This is a genomic window from Embleya sp. NPDC001921, from assembly GCF_053594475.1.
In genome coordinates this window covers 1-12,244 of the sequence record NZ_JBSFEO010000078.1, presented here as the reverse complement: position 1 = coordinate 12,244, position 12,244 = coordinate 1, and the positions used below count along the sequence as shown (strand labels likewise).

At 68.9% G+C, this 12,244-nt stretch carries 11 protein-coding genes; 6 read left to right on the top strand and 5 right to left on the bottom strand.

Annotation, left to right across the window (positions count from 1 at the left end):
• Positions 1-405: 405 nt before the first annotated feature.
• Complete coding sequence (locus ACWCPW_RS48235) at positions 406-714, bottom strand: antibiotic biosynthesis monooxygenase (protein WP_449768009.1); 309 nt, start codon at positions 712-714, stop codon at positions 406-408.
• A gap of 1,164 nt (positions 715-1,878) precedes the next feature.
• Here ACWCPW_RS48235 and ACWCPW_RS48230 point away from each other — a divergent pair.
• On the top strand, positions 1,879-2,448 hold the full coding sequence (locus tag ACWCPW_RS48230; protein WP_449768008.1) for an Ig-like domain-containing protein: 570 nt from the start codon (positions 1,879-1,881) through the stop codon (positions 2,446-2,448).
• A gap of 396 nt (positions 2,449-2,844) precedes the next feature.
• Positions 2,845-3,789, top strand: coding sequence for a calcium-binding protein (locus ACWCPW_RS48225; protein ID WP_449768007.1), 945 nt, complete (start codon positions 2,845-2,847; stop codon positions 3,787-3,789).
• A gap of 894 nt (positions 3,790-4,683) precedes the next feature.
• Here ACWCPW_RS48225 and ACWCPW_RS48220 read toward each other — a convergent pair.
• Complete coding sequence (locus ACWCPW_RS48220; protein WP_449768006.1) at positions 4,684-5,058, bottom strand: hypothetical protein; 375 nt, start codon at positions 5,056-5,058, stop codon at positions 4,684-4,686.
• A 675-nt stretch (positions 5,059-5,733) separates the two neighbouring features.
• Between ACWCPW_RS48220 and ACWCPW_RS48215 the strand changes: the two genes are divergently transcribed.
• Positions 5,734-6,186, top strand: coding sequence for a hypothetical protein (locus tag ACWCPW_RS48215; protein WP_449768005.1), 453 nt, complete (start codon positions 5,734-5,736; stop codon positions 6,184-6,186).
• Positions 6,187-6,721: 535 nt separating this feature from the next.
• On the opposite strand, the gene ACWCPW_RS48210 is transcribed toward ACWCPW_RS48215, so the two are convergent.
• The gene (locus tag ACWCPW_RS48210) at positions 6,722-6,934 is read right to left on the bottom strand and encodes a hypothetical protein (protein WP_449768004.1); all 213 of its coding nucleotides are present in this window, start codon (positions 6,932-6,934) and stop codon (positions 6,722-6,724) included.
• On the opposite strand from ACWCPW_RS48210, the gene ACWCPW_RS48205 reads away from it, so the two are divergent.
• Positions 6,923-7,210: a hypothetical protein gene (locus tag ACWCPW_RS48205; RefSeq protein WP_449768003.1), complete on the top strand. Its 288-nt coding sequence runs from the start codon at positions 6,923-6,925 to the stop codon at positions 7,208-7,210. The two genes, ACWCPW_RS48210 and ACWCPW_RS48205, sit on opposite strands and share 12 nt — an antisense overlap.
• Positions 7,211-7,388: 178 nt before the next feature.
• On the opposite strand, the gene ACWCPW_RS48200 is transcribed toward ACWCPW_RS48205, so the two are convergent.
• Complete coding sequence (locus ACWCPW_RS48200) at positions 7,389-7,670, bottom strand: hypothetical protein (RefSeq protein WP_449768002.1); 282 nt, start codon at positions 7,668-7,670, stop codon at positions 7,389-7,391.
• 74 nt (positions 7,671-7,744) lie between these two features.
• A complete protein-coding gene (locus ACWCPW_RS48195; protein ID WP_449768001.1) occupies positions 7,745-7,948 on the bottom strand; it encodes a hypothetical protein in 204 nt (67 codons plus the stop codon).
• A 243-nt stretch (positions 7,949-8,191) separates the two neighbouring features.
• Between ACWCPW_RS48195 and ACWCPW_RS48190 the strand changes: the two genes are divergently transcribed.
• Entirely contained in the window at positions 8,192-11,329 is a 3,138-nt protein-coding gene (locus ACWCPW_RS48190) for a Tn3 family transposase (protein WP_449768000.1), read from the top strand.
• Positions 11,330-11,391: 62 nt separating this feature from the next.
• Positions 11,392-12,132, top strand: coding sequence for a hypothetical protein (locus ACWCPW_RS48185; protein WP_449767999.1), 741 nt, complete (start codon positions 11,392-11,394; stop codon positions 12,130-12,132).
• Positions 12,133-12,244 lie beyond the last annotated feature (112 nt).

Genomic DNA, 12,244 nt, shown 5'->3' with positions numbered 1-12,244 from the left:
CCCTGATCCTGGAGCCTGGAGGGGTTCTGCAAACGCCGACGCCTCTACTCGGGATTCGGCTATCGCACATCCTGGAACTCCTCCGCCAGTACGATGAATTCAAACTCGCGCGGCATAGAAAGACTTCGTCCGGCATGTTCGGAGAACACGGAGTCTCTCAGCGACATGAGCATCAGGTACCCGGGTTTCTGGCGAGGCGAGCCGCTACGGCCCCAGGGTGTTGGTATCTGAGGCCGGCGGGTAGCGCGGGAGATCACAGTGGATTGGTTCCGGGCCTGCGCGGTCATGCGGCGCTGCCTCATTTTCGGCGGCAACATCATCCGGACGGGTGTCGACGCCTACGATCTCGCCCAGGCCAAAGCCCGCAGCGAGCAGCGGGCGACGGGTGATTCCGGTTGCTCCAGCTCATTCCTTGGTGACCACGTCGAAGTGGTGCACCTGCTCGTCTGCCCGCGCGAAGTACGCCGCATCCTCCGGATACAGGACGGCCCGAGTGTTGTCCTCACCCGCGAAAGCCCGGATTGCCTCCTCACACTCCCAGAAGGTCAACAACCAGAACTCCACTGTGTCGCCGTCCGATGGCCGACGCAGCAGCATCGCCCCCTGATTGCCCGGAGTGGCTCTCGCCAGGCCCACACCGGTACGTTCCAGATACGGAACAACTTGCTCCGCCTGCTCCACTGTCGTCCAGACTTTCCATGAGCGCGCGATCATCGGCCCATTCTGCCCGAGGAACGGCAGGCGTCCTCAGCGCAGGCACTCTGCTGACTTCTCGTCGCGGTCGGCGGCTGCAGGTGGTGCCGAACCGCTCGTTCACATCAGAGTCCGACGGGCTTGGCGCGTAGAAACGAGCGCGTCGTGTGCCGATTCGCCGTCGGATCGCGCTGAACGCGACGGGTCGCAGGAGTCAGCGGCCGTCTCTGGAAGGCGTCCGAGAAGAGTCGTTCAGGGAAGCTGACAAGGTAGCCGGCCCCTTCCGGGTGGTGCGCGTCATGGTCGGGCCACGTGCTGTGTATGGGATGGATCTGTGCGATGTGGAATGGGAGGTCCTCGCGCCTCTCGTGCCGTTGCCGAAGTCGGGAGGTCGACCGACCGTGCATCCTCGGTGCGAGATCTTCAACGGTTGTCGTACCGGCAACAGACCGGCTGCGCCTGGCAATCGCTTCCGCACGCCATGGACAATTCGCGGTTTCTTCGAACCGGACAGGACTCCTCGTAGCGAAACGGGATGGATCGCGGCGGCCATGGCGCCCGGATAGCCATGGCCCATTGGGTGAAAGCCTCATCTGCAGAGTCTTCAGGTGAGCGCCAAAGCTGCCCAAACTTGCTCGTCAACGACACAAACGCCCTTCTGGGCGGGCGCCGAGACCCGGGAAGGCCGGGCTCGTCCGGGCGGGTCCTTTCGACCGAAGGCCGCCCCGGCGTGTCGGCCCCGCGCGGGAGCCGCCCACCTGCAACGGTGCGACGGCCTTGCCGGTGGTCGGCAGGCCAGCCGGTGATTCACGCCCGCCCAGGTGCCGGTGTCCTGGTGACGGCCCGGGATCCTCAGGGTGCGCCCGACGGCGAACTGCGAGTGATACGCCGGGAGTTTCTTCATCCCGTGCTCGGCCGCGCCCGCTCCGGGTGGTGTGGAGGGCCCGTCGGCAGCACATCGGGGCGACACCGAATTGCCGCACCGAAGCTGGGATCGGAAGGCGTACCCGCCGGCAACAATGCCCCCTGGCGGAGCCATCCCGGCGCGGAATCGCTTTTGTCGAGAGTATCGTTCGGGCATTCCCGGTTCCGGTTTCGATCCGTGACTCATGTCATGTCGGGGCCTGTGACGTGTTCGGTGGTCGTGGTTGTCATGTCTTCGGGAACCACGACCGAGGAGAGTGCATGTCGAACACCACCCGAGAGAGCCCGAGGAGGTCTCCCCTGCGGCGCGTTCGCCGCGTGCTGCCGGCGTCGGCGTTGTGTGTCGCCCTGTCGGGCGCGGGCGCGTGCAGCGGCGGCGACTCGAAGGACGACGGGGGGCAGGGGCCCGGCGGCGCCACGCCCGCCGCCCGGGCCAAGGATTCCGGCGGCGACGCGCCGAAGACGTCCGAGGCGGTGGTCGCCGTCACTCCGCAGGACGGCGCGACGGGCGTGGCCACCGAAGGCGCGCTCGAGGTCACCGTGACCGCCGGGAAGCCGACCGAGGTCGTCGTGAAGTCCTCCGAGGGCAAGGCCGTCGAGGGCACCGTCGCACCGGACGGGGCCGGTTGGGCACCGGCGGCGGCGCTGCAGACCGGGATGAGGTCCGCGACCGCCACGGGCTCCGCAACCTCCGACCGACTGCGTGATTCGAACCCGGAACAGGCTTTGGCACGGCAGTGGTCATTCCCGCACCGGCTTGCGGGTGTGTCACGCAAGGGCGGCGCCGGCTGCGGCGTCCGGCGTGTGATTTCGGGCCGGCGACGTGGGTGACGACTCGGTGTTGGGTGCGTGTCCGGGTGGGTCTCGACCCGAAAGCGTTCGGTGACGGGCACGGATCGGTGGGACGTGCGGTGGCGACCATGAACCGGTACGTCATGCTCTGTCCGGCGGGGGAGCGCGGGTTCGGCTGTACCGGACACCGGCTGCGGACCGACACGTTTCGACCGGAACGCGTCCTGTCGAGGGGCGGGTCGGGGGAGGACGCTTGGTGCCAGCGGGCGCCCCGCCCGCCCCGCCGCGTTCTCGCCTCGCCTGGCCCGTTCCTCGGTCGGACGTCGACCGCTGCTTGGTTCGGAGCGGACGGTGCGCGCGGCGGCGAGCGACGGCGCGCCCGGTTCCTCGTGGGGGCGCGTGCGTGTCGTCACGACCCGAAGGAGGCATACGCGCATGTCGGTGAGGCGTTGGTTCGCACATCTCGCGGCGGTACTGCTCGTCGTGACAGGCACCACGGTCACCACCACCGCCGTGGCGGCGGCGGGGCCCGCGCACGCGATGGCGGCCCCCACCCTGGTGTACCTGGAGAACAACGTGGTGCACGTGGTGGCGTCGCCCGGCGTCCAGAACAACATCCGCACCACCGTGGAAACGGACGATTTCTTCGTTGTGGAGGAACTTGCCGCCGTGGTGGCAGTGGGCGACAACTGCACGAAACGCAACGACCACAAGGCCACGTGCCACCTGCCGGACGACTGGACGGACCTCGCGCTCGACGCGGGCGACCAGAACGATCAGTTGGAGATCCAATTCCGGACCTGGTCCGTGGACAACTGCCGGATCAACGGTGGCACCGGTGACGACGTGGTGTGGGTATCCGGCTGCACCGTCTTCGGCGACGCCGGAAACGACACGATCCGCCTGTCGGAGAGCGCGCACGCGCGGGGCGGGTTGGGCAACGACCGGATCAACGTCGTCAGTACCACCACCGCCGCCTCGCGCGATATCTCGGGCGGCCCCGGCAGGGACCTGGTCAGCTTCGAGGCCGCCACCGGTCCGGTGACAGTCACCCTGAACGACGTGATCGACGACGGGCAACAAGGGTTCGAGAGCATCGACGTCCACCTCGACGTCGAGGATGTGGACGGCGGCGCCTACGACGACAGCTTCGCCGGTTCCACCGCCGACAACACCTTCAACGGCGCGGGCGGCAAGGACTTGCTGTTCGGCGATGCCGGCGCCGACACTCTGAACGGTGGGGCGGGCAACGACACCCTCCTGGGCGGCCCCGGCGTCGACAAGTTGGACGGCGGTCCGGGCCTGGACCAATGCGGCCTCGGCGGTGTCGGCCCCAACGGCGGAACCCTCGCCGGCTGCGAGATCATTCTCACCCCCTGACTCCATGCACACGCGTGCCCGGCGGCGAGTGCGGCCCGCCGCCGGGCCCGGCCCGGGCACTCCAACCGCCTTGTCGACGGGGTCCATTGCAGGGCTCCGCCGTTGATCCACGCCACCCGGGTCGATTCGTACCGAGGACCGTGGCCGTCACTCCGAGTCGTACTCGACGGCATGACGTCGCCTCCCGCACACAACGCTGTGGCGGCCACGCCGATGCCCGCGTAGGCGAATGTCGCCGGGATGCCTTCGGTGAGGTCTTTCAGCAGGTCGGCGGTTTCGGCACCGGTGGTGGTGCGGGGGTTGAGTCGGCGGGGTCTCGTCGATGAGGACCGGGCGGACGCCGGCCCGGTCGTACGTGTGGCAGACGGCCTCGGTGATCTGGGCCTGTGTCATCCGGGTGGTGACGGGGATGTCGAGGTAGCGGGCGAATTCGGCGGCCAGGGCCTTCGCCGTCGCGCCGGGCGGTACGAGGAACGTACGCCACCGGCACCCACCCCTCCACCCCTGCGCCGCGTCGGGTGGCATCGGCGAGGTGGCAGATGCCTCCGACGTGCAGGAGTGCGGTGGTTTTCCCGGCTGCGGCGGGCCCGCCGGCGATCAACGCCGGTCGGGCGGTGGTCCGTTGCCGGCGGTCCCGGGCCCGGGAGCGTCGGTGTGCGTATGTTCGTGGCGAGGGTGTCGATGGTCGGGGTGCGGACGGTCACGAACGCGCAGTGGTAGGCCGGGTGTTCCTCCCGGCCGCGTGGCGGTGCGCCGGGCTCGGGCGGCACCAAGGGCGGTGCGGCCACGCAGTTCTGCCAACCCCGCCAGGTGGTGACAGGCCGGGACTCTTCCGTCGCGTCCATACCCTCGCCACGTGGGCCGTCGCCCGAACGCACGCCGAGGCTCACCATTTCAGGGCCTCCTCGTGGGCGTCGTGGAGCCCGTACCCTGTGTACGGCGGGTCGGGGAGTCGGGATCGTCTTCGCCGGCGTCCGAGCCCGCAGGCGGTGACTCGTCGAGGCCGTCGTCGAGTTCGTCGAGGCTCTCCTCGCCTTTCCCCGGGACGCTGTCGCAGAGGTCCTGCTCCCGCCCTTCTCGCACGGAACGTGCCGGCGGGGGAATCCGGGTGGGTGTCCCGCGCGCCAGGAGGTGTTGTTCGGTGCGGGCACGGCACATGAGTTGGTCGAGGGCTTCCGCGAGGTTCGCTTCGTGGTTGTCGGAGTCGGTGTGGTGGTCGTGATGGCGCGCAGGTATTGCCAGGTGCGTTCGTCGAACGGTGGTGGGCATGGTCGCGATGGATTCAGGGGATCTCCTTCGACTCGCCGTCGGGCAAGCGGATCCACACCCGGCGGCCGTCGTGGGGGTTGTGGTGAACCTCCCTTTCCACCTCGGGCGGCGATCCCGGAGGGCTGACCCGGTACGGGCCCAGTACCTCGTGCCGTTCACTTTCGGCGCATCTGTACAGGGATCGAAGCGGAACGGCGACTGCGGCACCACCGCTCAGTCCCGACCCCGCCGAGGGAGCGTGAAGATCGGCCGCCTATTTACTTTCGTCCCACCGCTGTGCCCTCGCAACGATGTGAACCCACAGGGAAGATCCTGGAAAAGCGAAGGGCTCCAGGACCCCGCGGGTGTGGAGGAACTCATGACTGTGGTCGCACGGGTGACGCTCGCAACGGGGCCGGGTGGACCGCGGCCGAGACGATTCTGCCCAGGGACCGAGCGGGGCACTGCGTCGATGACATCGCAACCGGGAGTCGTAGGCGCCCGGTTCGGCGGATCGCCGACGCCGACGGCGTCCACATCCGGTGCCGAGAAAAGCGGTGGAGCGTGGAGCCCCGAGCACACGGACTCCGCCCCACCGACTCGCGGCGTACAAGCGATCTCCGGTCGCTTCGCCATCGGATCCCCGGGGCGGCCGGCGGTGGATCGTCGGGTGACGGAGTGACCTGCGGCGGATCGATGGCGGTGATCGGAAGTCGAGTCGCCTCCGTAGTGCTGGTCGGTGCCATCGTCGTGTCCGCGACGGCCTGCACCTTCGGTGAGGGCGGCTCCGCCGGGTCCGCCGAGGTGCCGATGGCCCGGGTTGCCGAACACCTCCGGATCGCGGTCCCAGCCTCCGCCACCGACACACGCTGGACCTACGACGACCACCTCAGAGGAACCCCTGCCGTCCTGTCCTTCGTCATCCCCACCGACGAGGTCGGAACATTCCTTGTTTCCGCCCGAGTGCCGTCTCTGCAGAAAGGCGGACAGGGCGACGGGCTGTCCTTCGAGGCCATCAACCTCCCCCAGCCGGAGGCCCTGCCAGGCGTGCAAAGCTCCTCCCGGCAGGAGAGTGGCCCGGCACTGACCGTAAATGTCGTTCCCCAAGGCCCTTCGCACAGTCGCGTGTACTGCTCGGGATGGAAATGATCTCCCGGCTCGAAAGGGCCACCCGCCGGCGGGCCCCGGACCGCGCATCCGTCCCGGCGCGCGCAACCGCCGACAGGACGACCTCCGCCGCGAGGGGAATCCGGGCCGGCTCCGCCGCCGGGATCGCGAACGGATGTGCCGTCGCGGCACGCGGGCCTGCGTGGATTCGGCCGCGCCATCTTTCCGCCCTGCCTCACGGCGGCGCCCCCATGTAGGGGTTCGCGACCCCAAGCCACCCCGAGTGTCTCCGCCGAGGCGACGCCCGCCGTGGCGAGTCGGGGGTGCGGGGTTCCGATCCGCGGTGCGGCACCGGCCGCGGTGGACGGGCGGGTCGTACCGGACGGGCGGGCGGCGACCACCCGTGCCGCGGTTCCGGGGCGGCGGGTGCCGTCGTGCTTCGAGATTTCCCCGACCACGACCCCGCCACGCCGACGGAACGATCATCGTGGGCCCGGGACCCGATGTCGCCGTCCGCCCGCCGACGAGGCGAGCGGACGGCGACGGGAGCGTTACCTGCGGATCCGGGGTCGGCGGGTCACAGGGCGAAGCCGAAGGCCGCCCGAATGGGGCGCTGGGTGGAGGCTTTGGCCCAGGAGATGAACGTGAGCGTATAGGGCCTGCTCCAGTTCTCGGTTGGGTCGAGCGAGTCGTACACGAAGTACACGGAGTGGTTGCCGATGAACCCGGTGGCATTGGGCGCGCTGCCGTCGATGTTGCCGAGCTTGAACCCGTTGGTGTGGTCGACCACGCCGGCGCCGGGCTGGTCTGCGCCCCGTACGCGGAGGCGTTGTGGGGGATGATGGCGTCGGTCGAGGTGATCGACGGCGAGTCGCCCCGGTCCGGCGCGGCCGTCTGTACCACGGTGGCGGCGCAGGATCCGTTGGAGGCGGCGGTCGGGTCGAATCCGAGGACGCGGTCGATGAAGGTCTGCCGGAGGCCGCTGCCCGCCCAGAGGGCGTGCTTGTGGATCGTGCCGGACAACGCGGGGTTGATCTGGCTCCAACTCGTGATGGTGCAGCGGTAGATGTCCCGGAGTGTGGCGGCGGACAGGTTCTTCGGGGCTCCCGGCTTTCGGGTGGCCCAGGTGACGGCGTCGCCGGCGCCCCGGACGTAGGTGAGGTTCGTGAGATCGGTGCCGACCCGGGGTTCCCTCTCGCTGCGAGCGAACGCGAAGCAGTTCGGGACCGTGCCGTTGCGCTCCTTCAGGAGCACGCCGGCCCCTGCGGCAACGGGTGGGTGGCGTTGCAGGTCGGTGAGGCGAAGAACCCGGGGCCGGTCGCCGACCCCGCCGTGGCCCACTCGTTGCCGTCCGGATCGACGAGCGTGAACTCGCTCGTGAGCGTCGCCGTGACGTCGTACAGGGCGCCGGAACCCCCGTTGCAGAACACCTGGGCCGAACTCGCCGGGGCGGTCACGAGAGTGATGACGGTACCGAGGACTGCGAGCAGCGTGCCGACGGTGCGTTTGCGGATCGAACCGAACATGCGGGATGGGCCTCTCTCGTCGGGAATCATCGGGAATCGTCGGGAGGCACAGGTACGAAGCGGACCCGCTTCGGTTACAGGACGAAGCCGAAGAGCTGCCAAATGGGGCGCTGGGCGGGGGCCTTGGCCCAATCGATGAACGCGACCGTGGCGGCGTCGTTCTCGGTGTCGAGCGCGTCGATCACGTAGTAGGTGGAGATGTTGCCGGTGAACGCGGCGGCGTTGGGCGCCTTGCCGTCGATGCTGCCGAGCTTGAACCCGTTGGTGTGGTTGACCACGCCGGTGGCCGGGGTGAGGTGCAGTTGTAGATGTTCTTGAGCACGGCCTTGCTCAGGTTCGTCGGGGCACCGGGCTTCTTCGTGGCCCAGGTGACCGCGTCGCCGGCGACCCTGATGTAGGAGGGTGGAGGAGATACGTACGGAAGGGGCCATTCATCGGCGGAGAGTCACCGGACGATCGCGGGTGTACCTCACGCAGTGTGAGAGTCGGCGCGGCGATACGATCATGTTTCTTCCGCGTGTGTGACGTCGGGCCGTCGGGGCCTGTGGGGTTCGGCCCGCGCTGTGGTGGTGGGGGCGTGGGCGTTGACGTCGATCGAGCGGACCGCGTACCCGCGTTTCAAGCGGCTGATCTCGACCCGGGAACTGGCGGAGTTCTACACCCCGTCGGTGGACGAGGCCGTGTGGGCGCGTGGGCGCACGCGCAACCAGCCGCACCACTTGTTGGCGTTGTTGGTGATGTTGAAGTCCTGTGCCCGTTTGGGGTGGTTCCCGAGTCTGGAGACGGTGCCGGCCGTGGTGGTCGAGCACGTTCGGGAGTGCGCGGGTATCCCGGTGGGCACGGTGGCGGGGCTGGACTCGACGCGGACGGCGAAGCGCTATCGGGAGGCGGTCCGTTCCCGGTTGGGGTTGGCGTTCGACCCGGAGAAGGGCCGGTTGTTGGCGGCCGAGGCGATGGAGCGGGCGGCGGTGGTCAAGAGCCACGGCGCGGACCTGGTCAACGTCGCGTTGGAGGAGATCGTCCGGGCGGGGTTGGAATTGCCGGGGTTCTCCACGTTGGACCGGATGGCGGGCACGATCCGCACCCGGACCGACCACGGCCTGCACGCGATGATCGTCGCGGCGATGAGTGGCGAGGCGCGGGCGCGTTCGGCCTTGTTGCTCACGGTCGCGGCCGGTGAGCGCACCAGCGGGTTCGACGCGTTGAAGACGCCGGCTCACAAGGCGACCTGGTCGCGGTTTCGTGAACTCGCCGAGCGGGTGGAGTGGTTGGACGGGCTCGGGGACACGGTCGCCTGGACGGCCGGGGTGGCGCCGGCGAAGGCCGCGGCGTTCGCCGCGCAGGCCCGGGTGTTGTCCGTGGGCGAGATGTTGGACATCGTCGAGCCCAAGCGGACCGCGATGGTCGCCTGCCTGGCCGCGGAGGCCCGGGCGCGGGGCAAGGACGATCTCGTGGTGATGCTCTGCAAGCGCGTCGCCCGGCACCAAAAGCGCGCGCAGGAGGAGTTGGAGGAGCTCCAGGCGCGGCACAAGTCGCTGACCGAGCAGTTGATCCGGTCCTACCGGGACGTGCTCGACGTGCTGCGGAGTTCCCCGGACGGCGGTGGCGGGGCGGGCACGCTGGACGACGCGTTCACGCCGGCCGAGGCCCGTGCGGTGGTCGAACGGGCCGGCGGGTTCGACGCCCGGCTCGCGGACATCGAGGCGGTCGCCGCCCACGCGGGCGGGAACCACACGCCGTTGGTGGAGCGGTTCTTCCGGGTCGACCGGCCGACCATGCTCAAGCTCGCCACGAAGCTCACCTTCACCGCGACCTCCGCCGATCGCGCAGTGCTCAAGGCCCTGGACCACGCGGTCGCGCACTGGAACCTGACCCGCGATCACATCTCCGACATCCCCCTGACCGCGCAGGACGCCGGCACGGCCGGGGAGGTCGAGCGGTTGGACCTGTCGTTCGCCTCGAAGAACTGGTTGCGGACGGTCTACGCCAAGGACCGGCCCGGGATGTTGGTGCGCCGGCACTTCGAGGCGATGGTGTTCTGCCACCTCGTCGAGGAACTGCGTTGCGGGGACATCGCGGTGGTCGGCGGCCAGGAATACGGCGACTGGACGAAGATGCTGCTGCCGTGGGAGGACTGCGAGCGGTTGTTGGACGAGTTCTGCGCGGAGGCCGGGTTGCCCGCGGACGCGCAGGCGTTCACCGAACAGGTCAAGGCGCGGCTGACCGAGGCGGCCGAGCGGGTCGACGCCGGATACCCGGACAACGCCGACCTGGTGATCGACCCCTTCACCGGCGTTCCCTCGCTCAAGCAGCGCCAGGGCATCGACCGCACCGCCTCCGCGATCGCGTTGGAGGCGGAGGTCTCCCGCCGGCTGCCCGAACGCTCGATCCTGGAGGCGCTGGCCCGCTCCGCGCACTGGAGCGGCTGGTGGCGCCGGCTCGGACCGTTGTCGGGCAGCGACCCCGAACTCAAACACCCACTGCCCCGATACGTCTTGACGGCCTTCACCTACGGCTGCAATCTCGGCCCCGCGCAGGCCGCCCGACACCTGCGCGGGACGGTGACGGCGCACGAGTTGGCGGCGATCGCGCAGCGACACACCACGGCGGCGAACCTGGGCCGGGCCGGCGCGGACATCGTGGACAACTTCATGGACCTGGACATCACCACCGCGTGGGGTGACGGGTCCGCGGTCGCGGTGGACGGCACGATGATGGACACGGCGATCGACAATCTCCTCGCCGAGACGTCGATCCGCTACGGAGGATACGGGGGCATTGCCTACCATCTGGTGTCCGATACCTATATTGCTCTCTTCTCCAGATTCATACCTTGCGGGGTCTGGGAAGCCGTCTATCTGATCGACTCCCTGCTCGCGAACACCTCGCAGGTCAAGCCCGATCGGGTGCACGCCGATACGCAGGGCCAGAGTTTCCCTGTCTTCGGCCTGGCGCACGTCCTGGGCATCGATCTCCTCCCGCGCATCCGCAACCGGCAGGACCTGACCTTCCATCGCCCGGACGCACGGACGAAGTACACGCACATCGACGCGTTGTTCAGCACCGACCCCAGGACCGCGGTCGACTGGGGCCTGATCGAGCGTCATTTTCGGGATCTCATGCAGGTGGCGATCTCCGTCAAGGAGGGCACCGTCTCCTCGGTGACGCTGCTGCGACGGCTGGGCAACCACTCGCGCAAGAACAGCATCTACCGTGCCTACCGGGAGTTGGGGCGCGCGGTTCGCACGATCACGCTGTTGCGTTACCTCTCGGATCCGGCGCTTCGCGACCAGATCGCGAAGGCCACCAACAAGGCCGAGGCATACAACGGCTTCACCAAGTGGCTCGCGTTCGGCAACCACGGCATCCTCGGCAGCCGCGACCCCGAACACCAGGAGAAGGCCGTCAAGTTCCTCGACCCGGTCGCGGGATCGGTGATCTTCTCCACCGCCGTCGACATGACCCAGGCCCTGCGGGACATGGCCCGCGCGGGCCGGACCGTCGACCCCGCCGACCTCGCGGTCCTCAGCCCCTACCGGCGCGAGACGATCCGCCGCTTCGGCGACTACAACACCGACGGACTCCACATCCCACCCGCACCCGTCGACCCCCACCTCGACATCACGCGACGAAGCCATCAGTCCAGGCAGGCAAGATGATCGTCGATTCCGGCATATACCTCTTCGATTACCGGCGATTCCACGAAGAAGTCGTACCGGCCATGCGACGGCTGCACGCCGAAGGAGTGGCCGAGCCGTGGTTGGAAGCGGTGTGGAACAAGGGGCGGCCACGGCCCACCCCGGTCCCGCGGTTCACGCCCTACCTCAGGGAGATGACCTTCGGCCTGATGACCGGGCGCGACCTCGCCGGCGCATTGCCCAGCGAGTTGTTTCCCCGACCCGCAACACGCCCGAAGCGCCGACGTAAGCCGGGCCGGGTGCCACACCCGGACACGGACGAGTACACGCTGCCGCCGGACCACGACGACTGGCTGGACCTGTGCGATCTCTTCCGGACGGCGGTCGAGGAGACCTGCCTCGGCAGCGGCGCCTTCATGGGCAACGCCACACTGCCGGGATCCCTCGACATCTGCGTCGACCAGCGGGGGGCCCTCAGGTACGACCAGGACCTTCGGACCTTGCTGGAATGGCTGGAGAATCGGGGCAACGCCTGGAGACAGGCCGGTGTCGACTGCTTCGCGGGCATATACGGCTGGCTCGACCCCGACGAGACCTGGCTGCTGGCCGACGCGCTCGACGGCCATCCCGTGCCGCCCGTCGAAGCGACCTTCTCCGCCGTCAGGGCCGCCCGAGCCGCCGGAGTGGGAACGTGCACCGACGGAAACAGCTGCCCGCTGCTGCTGGCCGTGGTCCGCGCCGTCGCACGGCTTGCGACAACGGAGGGACGAGGCCTGCTGTGGGGGCTGGACGTAACGCCGCCCGAGGAGGCGCAGTTCGTATAGCCGTCCGCTCAGACAGTTACAGCGAGGGAGCACCCCGCCCACGTCACTGAACGTGAGGAAGAAACAGGCCGTTGGGGTTACGAGGTGTTACGCCCGAAGGGCGCCCCCCGGG

Bases quoted from the DNA above. Each gene is read 5' to 3' on its own strand.
- ACWCPW_RS48235 (WP_449768009.1), bottom strand. From the start codon at position 714: ATGATCGCGCGCTCATGGAAAGTCTGGACGACAGTGGAGCAGGCGGAG.
- ACWCPW_RS48230 (WP_449768008.1), top strand. From the start codon at position 1,879: ATGTCGAACACCACCCGAGAGAGCCCGAGGAGGTCTCCCCTGCGGCGC.
- ACWCPW_RS48225 (WP_449768007.1), top strand. From the start codon at position 2,845: ATGTCGGTGAGGCGTTGGTTCGCACATCTCGCGGCGGTACTGCTCGTC.
- ACWCPW_RS48220 (WP_449768006.1), bottom strand. From the start codon at position 5,058: ATGCCCACCACCGTTCGACGAACGCACCTGGCAATACCTGCGCGCCAT.
- ACWCPW_RS48215 (WP_449768005.1), top strand. From the start codon at position 5,734: ATGGCGGTGATCGGAAGTCGAGTCGCCTCCGTAGTGCTGGTCGGTGCC.
- ACWCPW_RS48200 (WP_449768002.1), bottom strand. From the start codon at position 7,670: ATGTTCGGTTCGATCCGCAAACGCACCGTCGGCACGCTGCTCGCAGTC.
- ACWCPW_RS48185 (WP_449767999.1), top strand. From the start codon at position 11,392: ATGCGACGGCTGCACGCCGAAGGAGTGGCCGAGCCGTGGTTGGAAGCG.